The organism is Streptomyces sp. NPDC059247 (assembly GCF_042754005.1).
In the GTDB taxonomy this organism is placed as follows: Bacteria; Actinomycetota; Actinomycetes; order Streptomycetales; family Streptomycetaceae; genus Streptomyces.
The window spans coordinates 198,235-216,707 of sequence record NZ_JBHYZW010000003.1; the positions used below are offsets into that span (position 1 = coordinate 198,235).

Annotated in this window: 11 protein-coding genes; 7 read left to right on the top strand and 4 right to left on the bottom strand. The window is 73.0% G+C overall.

The genetic code is table 11. From position 1 onward, the window contains the following. Positions 1-22: 22 nt before the first annotated feature. The gene (locus tag ACFXGN_RS07980; protein WP_384854978.1) at positions 23-862 is read left to right on the top strand and encodes a class I SAM-dependent methyltransferase; all 840 of its coding nucleotides are present in this window, start codon (positions 23-25) and stop codon (positions 860-862) included. Between the two features lie 292 nt (positions 863-1,154). Then, a complete protein-coding gene (locus ACFXGN_RS07985; RefSeq protein WP_384854980.1) occupies positions 1,155-3,821 on the top strand; it encodes an ATP-dependent RNA helicase in 2,667 nt (888 codons plus the stop codon). Here the strand turns inward: ACFXGN_RS07985 and ACFXGN_RS07990 are convergent. The 3 genes from ACFXGN_RS07990 to ACFXGN_RS08000 all read right to left on the bottom strand — a co-directional run bounded on the left by ACFXGN_RS07990 (position 3,805) and on the right by ACFXGN_RS08000 (position 7,860). Then, complete coding sequence (locus tag ACFXGN_RS07990) at positions 3,805-4,791, bottom strand: DUF3068 domain-containing protein (RefSeq protein ID WP_384854983.1); 987 nt, start codon at positions 4,789-4,791, stop codon at positions 3,805-3,807. The two genes, ACFXGN_RS07985 and ACFXGN_RS07990, sit on opposite strands and share 17 nt — an antisense overlap. A gap of 13 nt (positions 4,792-4,804) precedes the next feature. Next, positions 4,805-4,945, bottom strand: a complete 141-nt coding sequence (locus tag ACFXGN_RS07995; protein WP_351779075.1) for an SPW_0924 family protein — start codon at positions 4,943-4,945, stop codon at positions 4,805-4,807. Between the two features lie 1,106 nt (positions 4,946-6,051). Next, complete coding sequence (locus ACFXGN_RS08000) at positions 6,052-7,860, bottom strand: lytic transglycosylase (protein WP_384854986.1); 1,809 nt, start codon at positions 7,858-7,860, stop codon at positions 6,052-6,054. 227 nt (positions 7,861-8,087) lie between these two features. Between ACFXGN_RS08000 and ACFXGN_RS08005 the strand changes: the two genes are divergently transcribed. Continuing rightward, positions 8,088-8,990: a DUF4184 family protein gene (locus ACFXGN_RS08005; protein WP_384854988.1), complete on the top strand. Its 903-nt coding sequence runs from the start codon at positions 8,088-8,090 to the stop codon at positions 8,988-8,990. 990 nt (positions 8,991-9,980) lie between these two features. Here the strand turns inward: ACFXGN_RS08005 and polA are convergent. After that, positions 9,981-12,692 carry a DNA polymerase I gene (gene polA / locus ACFXGN_RS08010; protein WP_384854991.1) on the bottom strand — a complete coding sequence of 904 codons (2,712 nt, stop codon included), beginning with the start codon at positions 12,690-12,692 and terminating at the stop codon, positions 9,981-9,983. Between the two features lie 121 nt (positions 12,693-12,813). On the opposite strand from polA, the gene ACFXGN_RS08015 reads away from it, so the two are divergent. The 4 genes from ACFXGN_RS08015 to ACFXGN_RS08030 all read left to right on the top strand — a co-directional run bounded on the left by ACFXGN_RS08015 (position 12,814) and on the right by ACFXGN_RS08030 (position 18,468). Beyond that, entirely contained in the window at positions 12,814-15,096 is a 2,283-nt protein-coding gene (locus ACFXGN_RS08015; RefSeq protein WP_384854994.1) for an FdhF/YdeP family oxidoreductase, read from the top strand. A 49-nt stretch (positions 15,097-15,145) separates the two neighbouring features. Continuing rightward, a complete protein-coding gene (locus tag ACFXGN_RS08020; RefSeq protein WP_384854997.1) occupies positions 15,146-15,658 on the top strand; it encodes a PaaI family thioesterase in 513 nt (170 codons plus the stop codon). Positions 15,659-16,212: 554 nt separating this feature from the next. Beyond that, a complete protein-coding gene (locus ACFXGN_RS08025) occupies positions 16,213-17,439 on the top strand; it encodes a branched-chain amino acid ABC transporter substrate-binding protein (protein WP_384855880.1) in 1,227 nt (408 codons plus the stop codon). 99 nt (positions 17,440-17,538) lie between these two features. After that, positions 17,539-18,468: a branched-chain amino acid ABC transporter permease gene (locus ACFXGN_RS08030; RefSeq protein ID WP_351779095.1), complete on the top strand. Its 930-nt coding sequence runs from the start codon at positions 17,539-17,541 to the stop codon at positions 18,466-18,468. The last annotated feature ends 5 nt before the right edge of the window (positions 18,469-18,473 follow it).

Genomic DNA, 18,473 nt, shown 5'->3' on the forward strand with positions numbered 1-18,473 from the left:
GCAAACTACATCGGCGGGCGAGATGAACCAAGAGCACGAGCACGAAGTCCCCTCCGGCCCGGCCGAGGAGGAGGGTGAGGCCACCCGGCGTGACGCGGGGGAGACGGAGAGCAGCCGGGCGAACCGGGGCTGGTGGGACAGGAACGCCGACGAGTACCAGAGCGACCACGGGTCGTTCCTCGGCGACGACCGTTTCGTCTGGGGTCCCGAGGGGCTCGACGAGGCGGACGCCGGACTGCTCGGGCCCGTCTCCGGGCTCAAGGGCCTGGACGTCCTGGAGATCGGCGCGGGCGCCGCGCAGTGCTCGCGGTGGCTGGCGGCGGTGGGGGCCCGGCCGGTGGCCCTCGACCTCTCGCACCGGCAGTTGCAGCACGCGCTGCGGATCGGTGGCGGGGTACCGCTGGTGGAGGCCGACGCGGGGGCGCTGCCGTTCCGGGACGGCGCCTTCGACCTGGCGTGCTCGGCGTACGGGGCGGTGCCTTTCGTGGCCGACCCGGTGAAGGTGTTCCGCGAGGTCCGGCGGGTGCTGCGGCCCGGCGGCAGGTGGGTGTTCTCGGTGACGCACCCGATCCGCTGGGCGTTCCCCGACGAGCCCGGACCCGAGGGTCTGTCGGTCGCCGCCTCCTATTTCGACCGCACTCCCTACGTCGAGCAGGACGAGCGGGGGCGGGCCGTGTACGTGGAGCACCACCGCACGATCGGCGACCGGGTGCGGGATGTGGTGGCCGGCGGGTTCCGTCTGGTCGACCTGGTCGAGCCGGAGTGGCCCGCGTGGAACGGACAGGAGTGGGGCGGCTGGTCCCCGCTGCGGGGGAACCTGATCCCGGGAACGGCGATCTTCGTCTGCGAACGCGCGGAGTAGCGGAGTAGCGGAGTAGGAGACGCGGAGCGGGGACAGAGGGACGGGCGGGACAGAGGGGGAGCGAGGGGAGCCGCTGGTCGGTCGCGCCGGTGGTCCCCGGCCCTGGTGGGCCCCGCCCGGTCGTGTGCGGTCCGTCCTCGTGGACCGCGTACGGTCCGTGCTCGGCCGTACGTGTGGACCGCGCTCCCGGTCACATCCAGTCGTACTTATACGGCCGGTCCGGTCGTACTTATAGGTGGGTCCTGTGGACGACGGGATCCACCTTCCTCGGCTCTCGTACGAGACTGAGTGCGTGATCCGAAACGACGCACTCGACCGTCTCCCCGTCCGTCATGCCGTGCCCGAGCTGCTGGACGCGCTCGACCGGCGCGGCACGGCCGTGCTGTCCGCGCCTCCCGGCACGGGCAAGACGACCCTGGTGCCGCTGGCGCTCGCGGGGCTCATAGGGGACGGGCCGGGACGGCGGGTCCTGGTGGCCGAGCCGCGCCGGATGGCGGTGCGGGCGGCGGCCCGGCGGATGGCGTGGCTGCTCGGCGAGGAGGTCGGCGGCACGGTCGGCTTCTCCGTGCGCGGGGAGCGGCGGACCGGTCCGGCGACCCGGGTCGAGGTGGTGACCACGGGCATTCTGCTCCAGCGGCTCCAGCGCGATCCCGAGCTGGCGGGGGTGGACGTGGTGCTGCTCGACGAGTGCCACGAGCGGCATCTCGACGCCGACACCGCGATGGCGTTCCTGGTGGACGTGCGGGCCACCCTGCGGCCGGAGCTGGGGCTGATCGCCGCCTCGGCCACCGGGGACACCGCCGCGTGGGCCGACCTGCTGACGGTGCTGGAGGGTTCGGGGCCCGCGCCGGTGGTGTGCAGCAAGGGCGAGGGGTACGGCTGCCGGGTCCGCTACGCGGCTCCTCCCCCGGACGTCCGGCCGTCCCACGGCACCTGGGTGGACCCCGCGCTGCTGCGGCACGTGGCCGCGACCGTCCGGCTGGCGATGGAACGGCACGAGGGGGACGTCCTCTGCTTCCTTCCCGGTACGGGGGAGATCGCGCGGACGGCCGGACTCCTCTCCGATGTCGACGCGGAGGTCCTCCAGCTCCACGGGCGGGCTCCGGCGGCCGTGCAGGACGCGGTGCTGCGGGGCACGGAGCCCGGCGGGCGGCGCAGGGTGGTGCTGGCGACCTCGGTGGCCGAGTCCAGTCTGACCGTGCCCGGGGTGCGGATCGTCGTGGACTCGGGGCTCGCGCGGGAGCCGCGCACGGACCACGCCAGGGGGCTGGGCTCGCTGGCGACGGTGACGGTCTCGGAGGCGACCGCGACCCAGCGCCTGGGCCGGGCGGGCCGGGAGGCCTCCGGCCATGTGTACCGCTGCTGGCCGGAGGCCGGTGACGGGGGCAGGCCACGCTTCCCGTCCCCCGAGATCAAGGTCGCGGACCTGGCGGACTTCGCGCTGCGCATGGCCTGCTGGGGCGACCCCACGGCGGAGGGGCTCGCCCTGCTCGACCCGCCGCCCGCCGGGGCGCTGGCGGCGGCCCGCTCGGTCCTCGGGTCGATCGGTGCCGTGGACGAGGCGGGCCGGGCCACCGCGCGCGGGGTGCGCCTGTCCCGGCTGGGGCTCCACCCCCGGCTGGGCCGCGCCCTCCTGGACGGCGCGCCGGAGGTCGGGGCGCGGCGGGCGGCGGAGGTGGTGGCGCTGCTCAGCGAGGAGCCGCCGCGCGGGTACGGGGACGATCTGGTGGAGGCCTGGCGTGCGGCCCGGCGGGGCTCCGACGGGTACGGCGCCCGCTGGCGGACGGAGGCCCGTCGCCTGGAGCGCCTGGTGGGCGAGGCGGGCGGCGCCGGTACGGGGAAGGGGGCCGAGGTGGCACGGGCGGCGGCCGGGGTCGGCGGGCTGAACGCGGTCGGCGGGGCGGGTGGCGCCAACAGGATGGGGGGTGCCAGCAGGGCACGTGGTGCTGGTGACGGTGGTGGGGGTGGAGGTGGTGAGGACCTGGTGGCCGGGCTGGTGACCGCGTTGGCCTTTCCCGAGCGGTTGGCGCGGGCCCGGGAGCAGGGCGGTCTTCTGATGGTGTCGGGAAGCGGGGCGCGCCTTGCCGAGGGGTCGCGGCTGCGGTCCGGTCCGTGGCTGGCCGTGGCGGTGGCGGACCGTACGGCGCGGGACGCGACGGCGCGGGTGCGGCTGGCGGCCGTGGTCGACGAGGAGGTGGCGCTGCGGGCGGCCGGGCATCTGCGGGCGGCCGGGGAGGAGGTCCGCTGGGAGGACGGGGACGTGGTCGCGCGCTCGGTGGACCGGCTGGGCGCGGTCGAGCTGACGGTCCGGCCGCTCGGGACGAGGGCGGAGCCCGCGTCGGTGCGGGCGGCGCTGCTCGACGGTCTGCGGCGGGAGGGGCTGGGGCTGCTGCGGTGGAGCCGGGAGGCCGGGGAGTTGCGGGAGCGGCTGGCGTTCCTGCACCGGGAGGTGGGCGGGCCCTGGCCGGACGTGGCGGACGACGGGGCGCTTCTGGACCGGGCCGACGAGTGGCTGGAGCCCGAGCTGTCCCGGGCCTCGCGACGGGCCGATCTGGGGCGGATCGACGCGGGCGAGGCACTGCGGAGGCTGCTGCCGTGGGCGTCGGGCGAGGCGGGCCGGCTGGGGGAGCTGGCGCCGGAGCGGATCGAGGTGCCGAGCGGTTCGCGGATCCGGGTCGAGTACGGCGGTGGGCGGCCGGTGCTCGCGGTGAAGCTCCAGGAGATGTTCGGGCTCGCGGAGACGCCCAGGGTGGCGGGGGTGCCGGTGCTGGTGCACCTGCTGTCCCCCGCCGGGCGTCCGGCGGCGGTGACCGCCGATCTGGCGTCGTTCTGGCGGGACGGCTACCGGGCCGTGCGGGCGGAGCTGCGGGGGCGGTATCCGAAGCATCCGTGGCCGGAGGACCCGGCGACGGCGCCGCCGACACGGCACACGAGCGCGCGGCTCAGACGGGAGGGCTGACGGGGGCGGGGGCCACGGGCCGGGCCGCCGGGCGGCGGGAGCGGGCCTCCAGCCAGAGCGAGAGGGAGAGGAGGAGCAGGGCGAGGAGGGTGAGGCTCCAGGGGAGGTAGGAGACGAGCATCAGCACCATGAGGCGGTTGGAGGCGACCATCTCGCCGATGCTTTCCAGGTAGTCCTCGCGCATCTTCACGTGTCCCTCGAAGACCGTGACGGTGTCCCGGCCCATGAGGGCCTTGGCGTTGCGGAGTTCTTCCTTGTGGATCTCCTCGCCGTTGACCGGGGCTCCGGTGACGGGCTCGACCCAGAACATGCGCTTGGTGGTGTACCAGCGGGTGAGGCCCGAGTCGGTGAGGATCTGCGGGGTGATGCCCTTGACCGGCATGGTCTTGGGCATGGGGACCTTGGTCCAGGGGACGGTCTGCTCGAAGTAGTAGACCTCCGTGCCGCGGAAGGTGCGGGTGCCCGCGTAGTGGATGGGGGCCGAGGTACGGGTCTGGGCGTCGAAGTACTGGTAGTCGCGCTTCTCGGTCAGGAAGGGGAACTTGAACTCGATGCCGTCGCGCCGGACGGGGTCGCCGTCGACGGATTCGCCGGTGGCGTGGACGGGTTCCTGGGTGTGGGCGTCGAAGATGTACCGCTCGGGGATCTTGGAGACCATCTTCCCGTCGGGCCCCGCGACGTAGGAGAGCGCGTCCCAGACGACGACGTCCCGTCCGGCGTCGCGTTCGATGCGACGGGACTCCTCGACATTGCCCTTGAGGGTCTGGACGATCGTGATCTTGTCGACCTTCTCCGCCTTGAGGGTGGAGTAGTCGAGGAGGGTGGCGGGCCGTGCCTCCAGGACGGTCTCCTGGTACTGGTTCGCCGGGATCTTCGCCAGGCGGGGGAAGGCGTACCAGCGCAGGGTCGGGGCCAGCGCGGCGCAGAAGACGGCGAGGGAGAGCAGGACGAGACTGGCTCGGCGGCGCACGGTCGGCCCCTCCTTACTTCTTGGGGCCGGGATCGGCGGTCAGCAGGGGTCTGGGCGAGGTGGGGCCGTCGGGCGGCAGATCGGCCACGGAGAGGACGAGGAGGAGAAGGAGGACTGGGGCGAGTCCGATGGCGGCGGCGACGAGGGCGCGCATGGTCGGCCTCCCGGGTGCGATCTGATGAGTCGTCAGGGCGGGGGCACCGTAGCAACGCGACCGCGAGATGAGAACAGGTCGCACCGCCGGGAAGCCCCCCGACCGGTCGGGGATCACACCCGACCGAGACGCCTCCCGGGACGGTGCCGGGGGGAACGCACCACCGAGACGCCTGCCGGACGGTTCCGGGACCCGCGCGGGCGAGACGCTTCCCGCACGGTTCCGGAAGCGCGCCGCTGAGACACCTCCCCTACGGTTCCGGGGCCCGCGCCGCGAGTCGCCCCCGTCAGTGGCGCCCTGCGGGCGCCGCACTACCGGGCCTTCTCTCCGTATCCCTCCCGGGATCGGGCACCGCCGAGACGACTCCCGGGCGGTTCCGGGTCCCGCCACCGCGCCGCTTGGCGGAACAACTCCGGGCGCACGCACGGCCGAGACGCCTCTCGCCTGGTTCCGGGAGCGCGCGCCGCGAGCCGCCGCGCCGGTGGCGTCCTGCGGGCGCCTCACCACCAGGCCTTCCCCCGTATCCCTCCCGGGGGGCACCGCCGAGACGGCTCCCGGACGGTTCCGGGGTCGCGCCACCGCGCCGCCTGACGAACAGTTCCCGGCGCACGCACGGCCGAGACGCCTCTCGCCTGGTTCCGGGGGCCCGCGCCGCGAGCCGCCGCGCCGGTGGCGTCCTGCGGGCGGCTCACCACTGGGCCTTCCCCCCGTACCCCTCCCGGGATCACGCCCCCAAATACGGCTCCCGGAGGGTTCCGAGGTCCGCGCCCTCGCGCCGTCTGGCGGACGGTTCTGGGGCCGTTCGGCGGGTTCCCACGCCAGGCGGTTCGGGGATCACGCGTCGGCCGCTTCTCTAACGGTCCCGGGGGCGCGGGCCGCGAGTCGCCGTTCCGGTGGCTTCCGGTGGGTGGGGACCGTCGCTTCTTCTCTCCGGTTGCTCCTCGGGGGGCACACTCCGCCGAGGAGCAACCCGGGCCGCGCCGGGAGTGCGTCGTGCGTCGGCTTCGCGGTCGGTTCGGTCGCGGGCGAGGGGGGAAACGCGGAGCGCCGCCCCGACGCCTGGTGGGCGGTGGGGCGGCGCGGTGGGAACGCGGGGAGTGGTCCGGTCAGGCCGAAGGGGAGGGGGAGGCGGAACCGGAGGCCGACGCCGAGGCGGAGGGCGAGGCCGAAGGCGAGGTGCTGCCGGAAGGCGTCGGGTCCGGGGTGGACGGCGTGGTGGGCGCCGCCGTGACCGTCAGCCCGACCTCCACGCTGCCGCCGCCGGGCGAGGTCAGGCGGAGCACGTACGTGCCCGCCTCGGCGCCCGCGAACAGTTCGGGGAGGGAGATCAGACCGTTCTCGTCGGTGGTGAGGACGAGGGTCCGCAGCGGGGCGCCCGCCGCGTCCTTGAAGTACGGCCCGGCGGCGCTCTCCTCGGTGCCCGAGGGAGAGTCGACGATCTTGGCGGTGACGAGGACGCCGGGGGCGAGCACGCCCTTGTCGGTGGCCTTCACCTGGACGCGCTGGGTGTAGGCGGCGCCGGTGGCGGCCGTCAGGGGGTCTCCGGCGACCCGGGCGAGGGTGTCGGCCCGGCGTTCGGTGACGGTCGCGGTGAACCGGACCCCGTCCAGGGTGCGGCCGACGACGGTGGCCGTGATCGTGAACGGGCCGGTCTTCTCGCCCGCCCGCAGCGCGGGGGCCGTCGCGATGCCCGCCGAACCCGTGGTGACGGTCGCGGAGGTGCCGCCCCCGGTGAAACGGGCGTCGGTGCCGCCGGTGATCTCGAAACGGACGGCGACACCGGCGACCGGGCCGCCGGACGCGTCGAGCGCGGCGACCGCCGGGGACTTGGCGAAGGCGCTGCCGGTGGTCGTGGTGAGCTCCCCGGTCGCCACCGTGGTGAGGCGCGTGACCTTGGCGGTCGGGGGGACGGTCGGCTTCTCCGGCGGGGTCACCGGAGGCTTGACCGGGGGCTTCGGCACCGTCGGGGGCTTGGTGGCACCCGGCGTCGGCTTCGGCTTCGGCGCGGGGGGCGTCGGGGAGGGGACGAGCGGGGAGGTGGGCGGGCGGTTGCCCTGGCCCCGGCCGTCGCTGCGGTCGGCCGGCAGCACGCCCGTGCCGTCCGGGACCTGGTGGGTACCGCGCTGGTAGTACTCGAACCAGGACAGGACCGTGTTCAGGTACTCCCGGGAGCGGTTGTAGCTGAGGATCGCCCGGTCGAGGTCGGCCTTGAGGGCCAGATCGCGGTCGTTGGCGCAGAGGTAGAGACCGGCGGCCTGCGCCGCGTCGTAGATGTTGTTCGGGTCCTTCTTCCCGTCGCCGTTGGCGTCCTGGCCCCAGACGGCCCAGGTGGACGGGATGAACTGCATCGGGCCGACGGCACGGTCGTGGGTGCTGTCACCGTCGTAGGCGCCGCCGTCGGTGTCGGAGATGTTGGCGAACCCGACGCCGTTGAGGACCGGGCCGAGGATCGGCGAGAGCGTGGTCCCGTCGGCGTCGACCCGGCCGCCGCGCGCCTGCCCGGACTCGACCTTGCCGATGCCCGCGAGCAGCTGCCAGGGCAGCTTGCAGCCGGGGTCGGTCGAGCGGATCGACTGCTCGGCACGCTGGTAGGCGGCGAAGACGGAAGCGGGGATGCCCGCCTCGGCGGAGCCGGTCGTCACGGGCAGGTTGGGCGTGGGCGCCCCGGGCTTGTTCGGGGTGTTGAGCGGCGGCAGGTCCGTGTAGTACGGCGAGTCGCCGGTGGCCGAGCCACCGCCGGAGCCGGAGGGGGACGCGGTGTCCCCGGCGCCTATGCTGCGGTCGCCGCCCGCGTTGTCCGTGGGCGGGGCGACCGTCTCCGGAGCCTGTGAGGCGGCGAGCGCGGCGACCGCCGCCGCCACCACCGCGCCGCTGGTGGCTCCCCTGCGCAGCCTGCGGCCCAAGTGCGCTGACATGTCCGTGGTCCCCTCCCCCTCGACTCCGGCCCCGCGCTCCCCGCGCGAGACCTCTGGCGACCCTATGCCACCTCGCACCCGCCGGGCACCGGCCCCCGACCGTGTTTCACGGTTTCGTCACCTCACGGCCGCTTCCCGGGACGGGAACCCCGAGGCCCGCCCGGACATCCTGGGCGGTGACCGCCCGCGTACCGTGGCCGACATCACCGCGAGCTGGGGGAACTCCGTTGCCTTTCACACTGAGCCATGCCGCCGCCGTCCTGCCCGTACTGCGGCGGGACGGGACCGCGCGCGGGCCGCTGGTCGCCTCCGCGCTCGTCGCGGGCTCCTTCGCCCCCGACATGACCTACTTCGCCGCCACGGCCGTCCCCGGGGCGATGACCTTCGGGGACCTCACCCACGCCCCCGTCGGGATCCTCACGGCCGATGTGCTGATCACCGCCGTGCTCGTCGGTCTGTGGCTGACCGTGCGCGAGCCGCTCGCGGCGCTGCTGCCCTCCCGGTGGCGCGGGCGCGTGTACGGGCTGCTGCGGGGCCGTCCGTGGCGGGAGCGGCGCCCGGTCGCGCTCGCGGGCTGGTTCGGGCTGTCCGCCGTGCTCGGCTCGACGACGCACGTGGTGTGGGACGCCTTCACGCACCACGACCGCTGGGGCACCCGCGCGATCCCCTTCCTCGGCGAGGTCGTGGCCGGGTTCCCGGTCTACCAGTACGCGCAGTACGGGGGTTCGGCGCTGGCCCTGGCCCTGCTCTGCTGGTGTCTCGCACGGGCGCTGCGCACGGCCGGTCCGGGCGCGGAACTGCCGCAGGGGGTGCCCGTCCCGGACCGCGGGGGACGGTTCCTGGCCCTCGGGCTGATCGGCGGCTGCGTCCTCGCCGGGATCGCCCACCGGGTGCTGCGCTGGATCTCGTCCACGGGCTGGGAACGGATCGAGACGCCCCTGGACATCATCCCGACCGCCTGTTTCGGGGCGGGCGCGGGGCTCGCCCTCGGGCTCGTGCTGTACGGGACGGGGGCGCGGCTGTTCGCCGGGGCGCGGCGTCCGGGCGGTCCGGCGCGTCCGGGCGGTCCGGCTCCGGAGGAACCGGGGCGGGCTCCGCTGCCGGAGCATTCCCGTCAGGGGTCTCGCTGATCCGCTCCGGCGGGGTGGGACTCCGGTCGGCGGCGGCCTCGGAGAGCCCCCGGCGGACGGCGAGGGCGACGCCCTCCGGGCTGCGGACGCCGTGGCGCGGGGTGGGCTCGTCGTGACGGAGGAGCGCGATCCGGTAGGCGGCCACGGGCGGGCGCACCGGCCCCTGTTCCCGCGCCCGCGTCGCCGACCGTACGACCGGCTCCGCGCTCCTCCCCCGTCCGTACGAACGCCTCCGAGCCCTTCCCTCCCCTCGGTACGACCGCCCCCGCGCCCTCCCCTGTCCGTACGGCACCCCCCCGGCGGGGTTCTTCGGTGCCGGGGGGCGGGTGGTGGGCCATGCCAACGCGGTGGACGCGCCGGGCGTGGACGGTGCGGGACAGCCAGCCGTCCCCGGGCGCGCCTCGACCGTACGGGGAACGTCGTGGTGACTCCCGGGGGCTGGTCCCGGACGGCCTGGCCCATCGGTCTCAGGGCCTCGGCGCGTCGGGACAGGGCGGCGAGCAGGGCCAGTTGGTCCCGCGCGGTGGTACGGAGGAGGCCCCCGTAGCGGACGGGTGTCCTGGGACGGTGTCCCTGGCCCCGGAGTCCCGGAGCGCCCGGTTCAGGCGGGCGCGGGAGGGTCCCGCCTTCGTCCGCCGGGATTCCTGCGCGGTGGGATTCCTGCGCGGGGACTCTTGAGAGCGGGGCGGCCGGGGCGGGTTCCCGGGCGGAGGTGCGGAGCGCGGAGCGCCCGGTGCGCGGGCAGAGATGCGGAGCGCGGAGGCCCCGTGAACGAGCGGAGGTGCGGAGTGCCCCGTGTGCGGGTGGTGCCGACGGCCCCGACGAGGGCACCGAGGTCGGCCCGGACCCGGGAACGACGGCTCGTGATCATGCTCCCCGATCCCTAGGCGGAGCTGCTCCCCGGTCCCGGGGAGGGGCCGCACGGCGGAGAGCCGCACGGGCCGGGCCCGCGACCGGTGGGGGTCGCGGGCCCGGCCCGTGGGAGTGGCGTCAGTGCGCGGCGGAGTCCCAGTCGCGGCCCACGCCGACGGAGACGTCGAGCGGGGCGCGCAGGTCGGCGGCGGCCGACATCTGCTCGCGGACCAGGGTCTCGACGCGCTCCCGCTCACCGGGGGCGATCTCCAGGACGATTTCGTCATGGACCTGGAGGAGCATCCGGGAGGCGAGGCCCGCCTCGGTCAGCGCCCGGTCCACGTTCAGCATGGCGACCTTCACGATGTCGGCGGCCGTGCCCTGGATCGGGGCGTTGAGCGCCATCCGCTCGGCGGCCTCGCGGCGCTGGCGGTTGTCGCTGTTGAGGTCGGGCAGATAGCGGCGGCGGCCGAGCATGGTCTCGGTGTACCCGGTGGCGCGGGCCTCCTCGACGACCCGGTGCAGATAGTCCCGGACGCCGCCGAAGCGCTCGAAGTAGGTGTCCATCAGGACGCGGGCCTCGCCCGGGTCGATGTTCAGCTGCTGTGCGAGACCGAAGGCCGACAGTCCGTAGGCGAGGCCGTAGGACATGGCCTTGATCTTGCGGCGCATCTCGGCGTCGACGGCGGACCGCTCGACGCCGAAGACCTGGGAGGCGACGGTGGTGTGCAGGTCCTCGCCGGAGGCGAAGGCCTCGATGAGCCCCGCGTCCTCGGAGAGGTGGGCCATGACGCGCAGCTCGATCTGGCTGTAGTCGGCGGTCATGAGGGACTCGAAGCCCTCGCCGACGACGAAGCCGTGCCGGATGGCGCGGCCCTCGTCCGTCCGCACCGGCACGTTCTGCAGGTTGGGGTCGGTGGAGGAGAGACGGCCGGTGGCGGCGGTGGTCTGGCTGAAGGTGGTGTGGATGCGGCCGTCGGCGGCGACGGTCTTGATCAGGCCCTCGACGGTGGAGCGCAGCCGGGCCTGCTCGCGGTGGCGGAGCATGATGACGGGCAGTTCGTGCTCGGTCTGCGCGGCCAGCCAGGCGAGGGCGTCGGCGTCGGTGGTGTAGCCGGTCTTGGTCTTCTTGGTCTTCGGCAGGTTCAGCTCGCCGAAGAAGACCTCCTGGAGCTGCTTGGGCGAGCCGAGGTTGAACTCGTGGCCGACGGAGGAGTGCGCCTCCTTGACGGCCTGCTGCACGGCGGCGGCGAACTGCTGCTCCATGGCCTCCAGATGGTCCCGGTCGGCGGCGATGCCGTGCCGTTCCAGCCGGGCGAGCAGAATGGAGGTGGGCAGCTCGACCTCGTGCAGCAGCTCACGGGCGCCGACTTCGCCGAGGCGCTCCTCGAAGGCTCCGGCGAGGTCGAGGACGGCCCGTGCCTGGGTCATGAGGGCGTCGGCCTCGGCGGTCTCGTCGGCGCCGAAGGCGAGCTGCCCGTCGGCGGCGGCGGCCGGGGCCAGCTCGCGGCCGAGGTACTCCACGGAGAGCGCGTCGAGCGCGAAGGAGCGCCGTCCGGGCTTGACGAGGTAGGCCGCGAGGGCGGTGTCCATGGTGACGCCCGCGACGCTCCAGCCGTGCTCGGGGAAGACCCGCATGGCGCCCTTGGCGTTGTGCAGGACCTTGGGGCGGTCGGCGTCGGAGATCCACTCGGCCCAGGCCAGTTCGTCGGCCCCGTCGAGGGTGCTGGGGTCGAACCAGGCGGCGGCCCCTCCGGCCGTGGCGAGGGCGATCTCGCTGACGTTCCCCGTGCCGAGGGCCCAGCTGTCGACGGTGGCGACGCCGAGGGGCCCGGTGCCGTGCTCGGCGAGCCAGGGGGCCAGCTCTCCGGCGCCGATGACGGTGCCGTCGATCTCGACGCCCTCGGCGGGCGCGGGGGCCGCTTCCTCGGCGGCGCCGGGGTCGACGGCGAGGAGCCGCTCGCGCAGCGAGGGGTTGCGGATCTCCAGGGTGTCGAGGACGAGGGCGACGGCCGCCCGGTCGTACGGCTCGCGGGCCAGCTCCGTCACGGTCCTCGGCAGCTCGACGTCCCGGACCATCTCGGTCAGGACGCGGTTGAGCTTGACGGACTCCAGGTGGTCGCGGAAGTTCTGTCCGGCCTTGCCCTTGACCTCCTCGGCGCGCTCGACCAGTTCGGCGAAGGAGCCGAACTGGTTGATCCACTTGGCGGCGGTCTTCTCGCCGACGCCGGGGATGCCGGGGAGGTTGTCCGACGGGTCGCCGCGCAGGGCCGCGAAGTCGGGGTACTGCGAGGGCGTGAGGCCGTACTTCTCCTGGACCTTCTCCGGGGTGAAGCGGGTCAGCTCGGAGACGCCCTTGGTGGGGTAGAGCACGGTGGTGCGGTCGGTGACCAGCTGGAAGGAGTCCCGGTCGCCGGTGACGATGAGGACGTCGAAGCCCTCGGCCTCGGCCTGGGTGGCGAGGGTTGCGATGACGTCGTCCGCCTCGAAGCCCTCGACGGCGAAGCGCGGCGCGTGCATCGCGTCGAGCAGCTCGCCGATCAGCTCGACCTGTCCCTTGAACTCGTCGGGGGTCTTGGAGCGGTTCGCCTTGTACTCGGGGAACTCGTCGGAGCGCCAGGTCTTGCGGGACACGTCGAAGGCGACGGCGAAGTGCGTGGGTGCCTCGTCGCGCAGCGTGTTCGCCAGCATCGAGGCGAATCCGTAGATCGCGTTCGTCGGCTGCCCGGTCGCGGTGGTGAAGTTCTCCGCGGGCAGCGCGAAGAACGCCCGGTACGCGAGCGAGTGCCCGTCCATGAGGAGCAGGCGGGGGCGGGTGTCTGCGGGGTTCTTCGATGCTGTCTCGGCCACACGACGATCCTGCCACGGACCACTGACATTCCGGTCCACACCGGCGGGGTGCCCCGTTGTCGGTGCCGCGTGACAGGATCGGATGTGTACGCCGCAGGATTACCGCTCAAGGGAGAGCGCGATGGTCAGCAAGCCTCCGGCCGGTGACCCGGTCCAGGACGCACCGCAGGTCACGCCGCCGCAGCACGCCGCCGCCGGGCTGCCGGCCGTCGGGCACACCCTGCGGATGGCACGGGAGCAGATGGGTGCGGTGCGTACCGCGCGGACCCTGCTCAAGGTCAACCAGAAGGACGGTTTCGACTGTCCCGGCTGCGCCTGGCCGGAGGCGGACAAGCGGCATGTCGCGGAGTTCTGCGAGAACGGGGCGAAGGCGGTCGCCGAGGAGGCGACGCTGCGCCGGGTGACCCCGGAGTTCTTCGCGGCGCATCCGGTGGCGGAGCTGGCGGAGCGCAGCGGGTACTGGCTGGGGCAGCAGGGCCGGATCACGGAGCCGGTGTATCTGCCGGAGGGCGGCGACCGGTACGAGCCGGTGAGCTGGGAGCGTGCCTTCGCGATCCTGGCGGAGGAGCTGCGGGCGCTGGCCTCCCCGGACGAGGCGCTCTTCTACACCTCGGGGCGGACGAGCAACGAGGCGGCGTTCCTGCTCCAGCTCTTCGCCCGGGAGTTCGGCACGAACAATCTGCCGGACTGTTCCAACATGTGTCACGAGTCGTCGGGTTCGGCGCTCACGGAGACCATCGGCGTCGGCAAGGGCAGTGTGTCCCTGGAGGACCTGCACCGGGCGGACCTGATCGTGGTGGCCGGGCAGAATCCGGGGACGAACCATCCCCGGATGCTGTCGGCCCTGGAGAAGGCGAAGGCGGCGGGGGCGCGGATCATCTCGGTGAATCCGCTGCCGGAGGCGGGGCTGGAGCGTTTCAAGAACCCGCAGACCCCGCAGGGCATGTTGCGGGGCGCCGCGCTCACCGATCTCTTCCTGCAGATCCGGATCGGCGGCGACCAGGCCCTGTTCCGGTTGCTCAACAGGCTGGTCCTGGAGACGCCGGGGGCGGTCGACGAGGAGTTCGTGCGCGAGCACACCCACGGGTACGAGGAGTTCGCGGCGGCGGCGCTCACGGCGGACTGGGACGAGACGCTCGCGGCGACGGGGCTCGGGCGGGCCGAGATCGAGCGGGCCCTGGAGATGGTGCTGGCCTCGGAGCGGACGGTGGTCTGCTGGGCGATGGGCCTGACGCAGCACAAGCACGCGGTGCCGACCATCCGCGAGGTGGTCAACTTCCTGCTGCTGCGGGGGAACATCGGGCGGCCGGGGGCCGGGGTGTGCCCGGTGCGCGGCCATTCGAACGTGCAGGGCGACCGCACGATGGGGATCTTCGAGCGGCCGTCGTCCGCGTTCCTGGACGCCCTGGACAAGGAGTTCGGGATCGTCTCGCCGCGTCACCACGGTTTCGACGTGGTGCGGTCGATCCAGGCGCTGCGCGACGGCGAGGCGAAGGTGTTCTTCGCGATGGGCGGGAACTTCGTGGCGGCGACGCCCGACACGGAGGTGACGGAGGCGGCGATGCGCCGGGCCCGTCTGACGGTGCACGTGTCGACGAAGCTGAACCGTTCGCACGCGGTCACGGGCACGCGCGCGCTGATCCTGCCGACGCTCGGCCGCACCGACCGGGACACGCAGCGCGGTGGCAGGCAGTTCGTGACGGTCGAGGACTCGATGAGCCAGGTGCACGCCTCGCGGGGCAATCTGCCGCCCGCGAGCCCGCACCTGCTGTCGGAGCCGGCGATCGTGGCACGGCTCGCGCGGGCCGTGCTCGGTGCCGGATCGGCCACGCCCTGGGAGGAGTTCGAGGCGGACTACGGGACGATCAGGGACCGGATCGGGCGGGTGGTGCCCGGTTTCGAGGACTTCAACGCGCGTCTGGCGGCGAACCCCGGGGGCTTCACGCTGCCGCACGGTCCGCGCGACGAGCGGCGGTTCCCGACGCGGACGGGGAAGGCCAACTTCACGGCGGCGCCGGTGGAGTTCCCCCGGGTGCCCGAGGGGCGGCTGCTGTTGCAGACGCTGCGCTCGCACGACCAGTACAACACCACGATCTACGGTCTGGACGACCGCTACCGGGGCATCAAGGGGGGCCGCCGGGTGGTGCTCGTCCATCCGGAGGACGCGGAGGCGCTGGGCTTCGCGGACGGCTCGTACGCGGATCTGGTGAGCGAGTGGACCGACGGCAGCGAGCGGCGGGCGCCCGGTTTCCGGGTGGTGCACTATCCGACGCCCCGGGGGTGCGCGGCGGCGTACTACCCGGAGACGAACGTGCTGGTGCCGCTGGAGTCGACGGCCGATGTCAGCAACACCCCCGCGAGCAAGTCGGTGGTCGTCCGTCTGGAACAATCGCCCTCCGTCTAAGCGTTTGCTCAGGCGATCGAAGAGCCGTCAGGACGAACGGAGCCGGGCCATGGGTGAGCAGCAGCACGTGAAGTTCCCGCAGGAGGTCATCGAGGAGTACGCGGCGCTGGGCGTGGACCTCCCGGCGCTGTTCTCCGCCGGGCACCTGGGGAACCGGATGGGCGTCCAGATCCTGGAGGCCTCCGCCGAGCGGGTCGTCGGCACGATGCCGGTGGAGGGGAACACCCAGCCGTACGGTCTGCTGCACGGCGGCGCCTCGGCGGTGCTCGCGGAGACCCTGGGCTCGGTCGGCGCGATGCTGCACGGCGGGGTCTCCCGGATCGCGGTGGGCGTGGACCTGAACTGCACCCACCACCGGGGGGTGCGAAGCGGTCTGGTGACCGGGGTGGCGACGCCGGTGCACCGGGGGCGTTCGACGGCCACGTACGAGATCGTGATCAGCGACGAGCAGGACCGGCGGGTCTGCTCGGCGCGGCTGACCTGTCTGCTGCGCGAGGTGACCGGCAAGGACGCGGGAAATCCGCCGGAGGCGGGTGCGCCCGGGGCGGGCGCGGGCGTCTGATCGACGTCTGACCAGCGGCGGGTCCGCTGTGGATCATGGAGGGGGCGGCACCTGCGGGTGTCGCCCCCTCCGGCGTTCCCACCCCGGCGTCCGTCACTCTGCGTCACACCGGCGGGAGGGTGGACGACGGGAAGCGGAGGGGCCGGTTCGTCCGCTCAGCTTTCTGCCCCCGTCCGGTATCCGGAGAGTCCGCTCAGCGGACCGTCAGTACCAAGAATCGCTCAAGCCCCTTAGCGGAACTGCGTGTTCTCACTATGTGAACACCGCATTACAGCCCTCTATGCCCCGGTTTCACCTGCCGCCGCGCACCCACATTCCGCATCGGCATAACAAGACAGTCACATCCTGTCCTCGGCGCTCCCCGACCCTCCCCACCTGCGCTTAGAGTCACCGCCAGTCACCGCGCCGCCGGGCGCGTCCTACGGCACGGCCCTGTACCCACACCCATGTACGGCCCGGCGTTCACCACGGCACTCCTCGTTCCACAGCTCCACGGCACCACCTCGTCCGAGGGGGCCGCGCCAGGGAAAGGACCCTTCGTGCGAAACCGTTCGATGCTCATACTCACCACCGCGGTCACCGCGGGAGCACTCACCCTCACCGCCTGTGGTTCGCGCGACGACAAGGGCGGCCCCGCCGAGGGAGGCGACGGTGGCGGCGTCACCGTGACCATCGGTCTCGACGCCCCCCTGACGGGCGAGCTGTCGGCCCTCGGCCTCGGCATCAAGAACTCGGCCGACCTGGCGGTCAAGACGGCCAACAAGAAGGCCTACGTCAAGGGCGTGACCTTCAAGCTGGAGTCCCTGGACGACCAGGCCCAGCCCTCCGCCGGCCAGCAGAACGCCACCAAGTTCGTCGCCGACAAGGGCGTCCTCGGTGTCGTCGGTCCGCTGAACTCCTCCGTCGCCGAGTCGATGCAGAAGGTCTTCGACGACGCGAAACTGGCGCAGGTCTCCCCGGCCAACACCAACCCGTCCCTGAGCCAGGGCGTCAACTGGGCCTCCGGCGACAAGAAGCGCGGCTACAAGTCGTACTTCCGTACCGCCACCACGGACGCCATCCAGGGCCCGTTCGCCGCCCAGTACGTCTACAACGAGGCCAAGAAGACCAAGGCCTTCATCATCGACGACAAGAAGACCTACGGCGCGGGCCTCGCGGGCACCTTCAAGGGCGAGTTCGAGAAGCTCGGCGGCAAGGTCCTCGGCACCGAGCACATCAACCCGGACACCAAGGACTTCTCCGCGGTCGCGACCAAGGTGAAGAGCTCCGGCGCCGACGTCGTCTACTACGGTGGCGAGTACCCGGCCGCCGGTCCGCTGGCCAAGCAGATCAAGGAGGCCGGCGCGAAGGTCACCGTCGTCGGCGGTGACGCGCTCTACAGCCCCGAGTACGTGAAGCTCGCGGGTGCCGCCGCGGCCAACGGCGACATCGCCACCTCCGTCGGCGCGCCGATCGAGTCCCTCGCCTCCGCCAAGGAGTTCCTGGCCGACTACAAGACGGGTGGCTACAAGGAGGCGTACGAGGCCTACGGCGGTTACGCCTACGACTCCACCTGGTCGATCATCGAGGCCGTCAAGAAGGTCGTCGACGGCAACAGCGGCAAGCTCCCCGAGGACGCCCGCGCCAAGGTCGTCGAGGCCCTGCAGGGCGTCTCCTTCGAGGGCGTGACCGGCAAGGTCTCCTTCGACGAGTTCGGTGACACCACCAACAAGCAGCTGACGGTCTACAAGGTCGAGGGCGGCGCGTTCAAGCCGGTCAAGTCCGACACCTTCGGCGGCTGATCTCCGCACACCCCACTCAGCACCACCTCACCGCGCGGGGGGCCGCACCTGGCTCCCCGCGCGGTGTCACATCCGTCGAAAGTCTCGGAGGACAATGCGGTGAACGAACTGCCGCAGCAGCTGGTCAACGGCCTGCTACTGGGATCCATGTACGGGCTGGTCGCCGTCGGCTACACGATGGTCTACGGCATCGTCCAGCTCATCAACTTCGCCCACGGCGAGATCTTCATGACCGGCGGCTTCGGGGCCCTCACGGTCTGGCTCATCCTGCCCGGCGGCACCAGCATGTGGGTGGCGCTACCCCTCATGATCATCGGTGCCGTGCTCGTCGCCACGACCATAGCCGTCGGGGCGGAACGGTTCGCCTACCGTCCGCTCCGTGGCGGGCCACGGCTCGCCCCGCTCATCACGGCCATCGGCCTCTCGCTCGCCCTGCAGTACGCCGTATGGGTCTGGTACCCGGAGGCGAAGTCCGCGCGGCCCTTCCCGCAGATCCCCGGCGGCCCGATCGAACTGGGCCCGATCACCATCCAGACCGGTGACGTCTTCCTCCTGGTCGCGGCCCCCATCTGCATGGCCTTCCTCGCCTTCTTCGTGATGCGCACCCGGACCGGGCGCGGTATGCAGGCCACCTCGCAGGACCCGGACACCGCGAAGCTGATGGGCGTCAACACCGACCGGATCATCGTGATCGCGTTCGCCCTCGGTGCCGCGTTCGCCGCCGTCGGAGCGGTCGCCTACGGCCTCAAGTACGGCGTCGTCGACTACAAGATGGGCTTCCTGCTCGGGCTCAAGGCGTTCACCGCCGCGGTCCTCGGCGGCATCGGCAACATCTACGGAGCCATGCTGGGCGGTGTCGTCCTCGGAGTCGCCGAGACCATGGCCACGGCCTACATCAGCCACATCCCCGGTATGCAGCAGCTCGGCGGCCAGTCCTGGGCCGACGTCTGGGCCTTCGTACTCCTCATCGTCGTACTCCTCGCCCGGCCCCAGGGCCTCCTCGGCGAGCGCGTCGCGGACAGGGCGTGAGCACC

Excerpts from the sequence above, each read along its gene's own strand:
- ACFXGN_RS07980 (WP_384854978.1), top strand. The coding sequence starts at position 23 with ATGAACCAAGAGCACGAGCACGAAGTCCCCTCCGGCCCGGCCGAGGAG.
- ACFXGN_RS07995 (WP_351779075.1), bottom strand. The coding sequence starts at position 4,945 with ATGCGCGCCCTCGTCGCCGCCGCCATCGGACTCGCCCCAGTCCTCCTT.
- ACFXGN_RS08000 (WP_384854986.1), bottom strand. The coding sequence starts at position 7,860 with ATGTCAGCGCACTTGGGCCGCAGGCTGCGCAGGGGAGCCACCAGCGGC.
- ACFXGN_RS08015 (WP_384854994.1), top strand. The coding sequence starts at position 12,814 with ATGGTCAGCAAGCCTCCGGCCGGTGACCCGGTCCAGGACGCACCGCAG.
- ACFXGN_RS08020 (WP_384854997.1), top strand. The coding sequence starts at position 15,146 with ATGGGTGAGCAGCAGCACGTGAAGTTCCCGCAGGAGGTCATCGAGGAG.
- ACFXGN_RS08025 (WP_384855880.1), top strand. The coding sequence starts at position 16,213 with ATGCTCATACTCACCACCGCGGTCACCGCGGGAGCACTCACCCTCACC.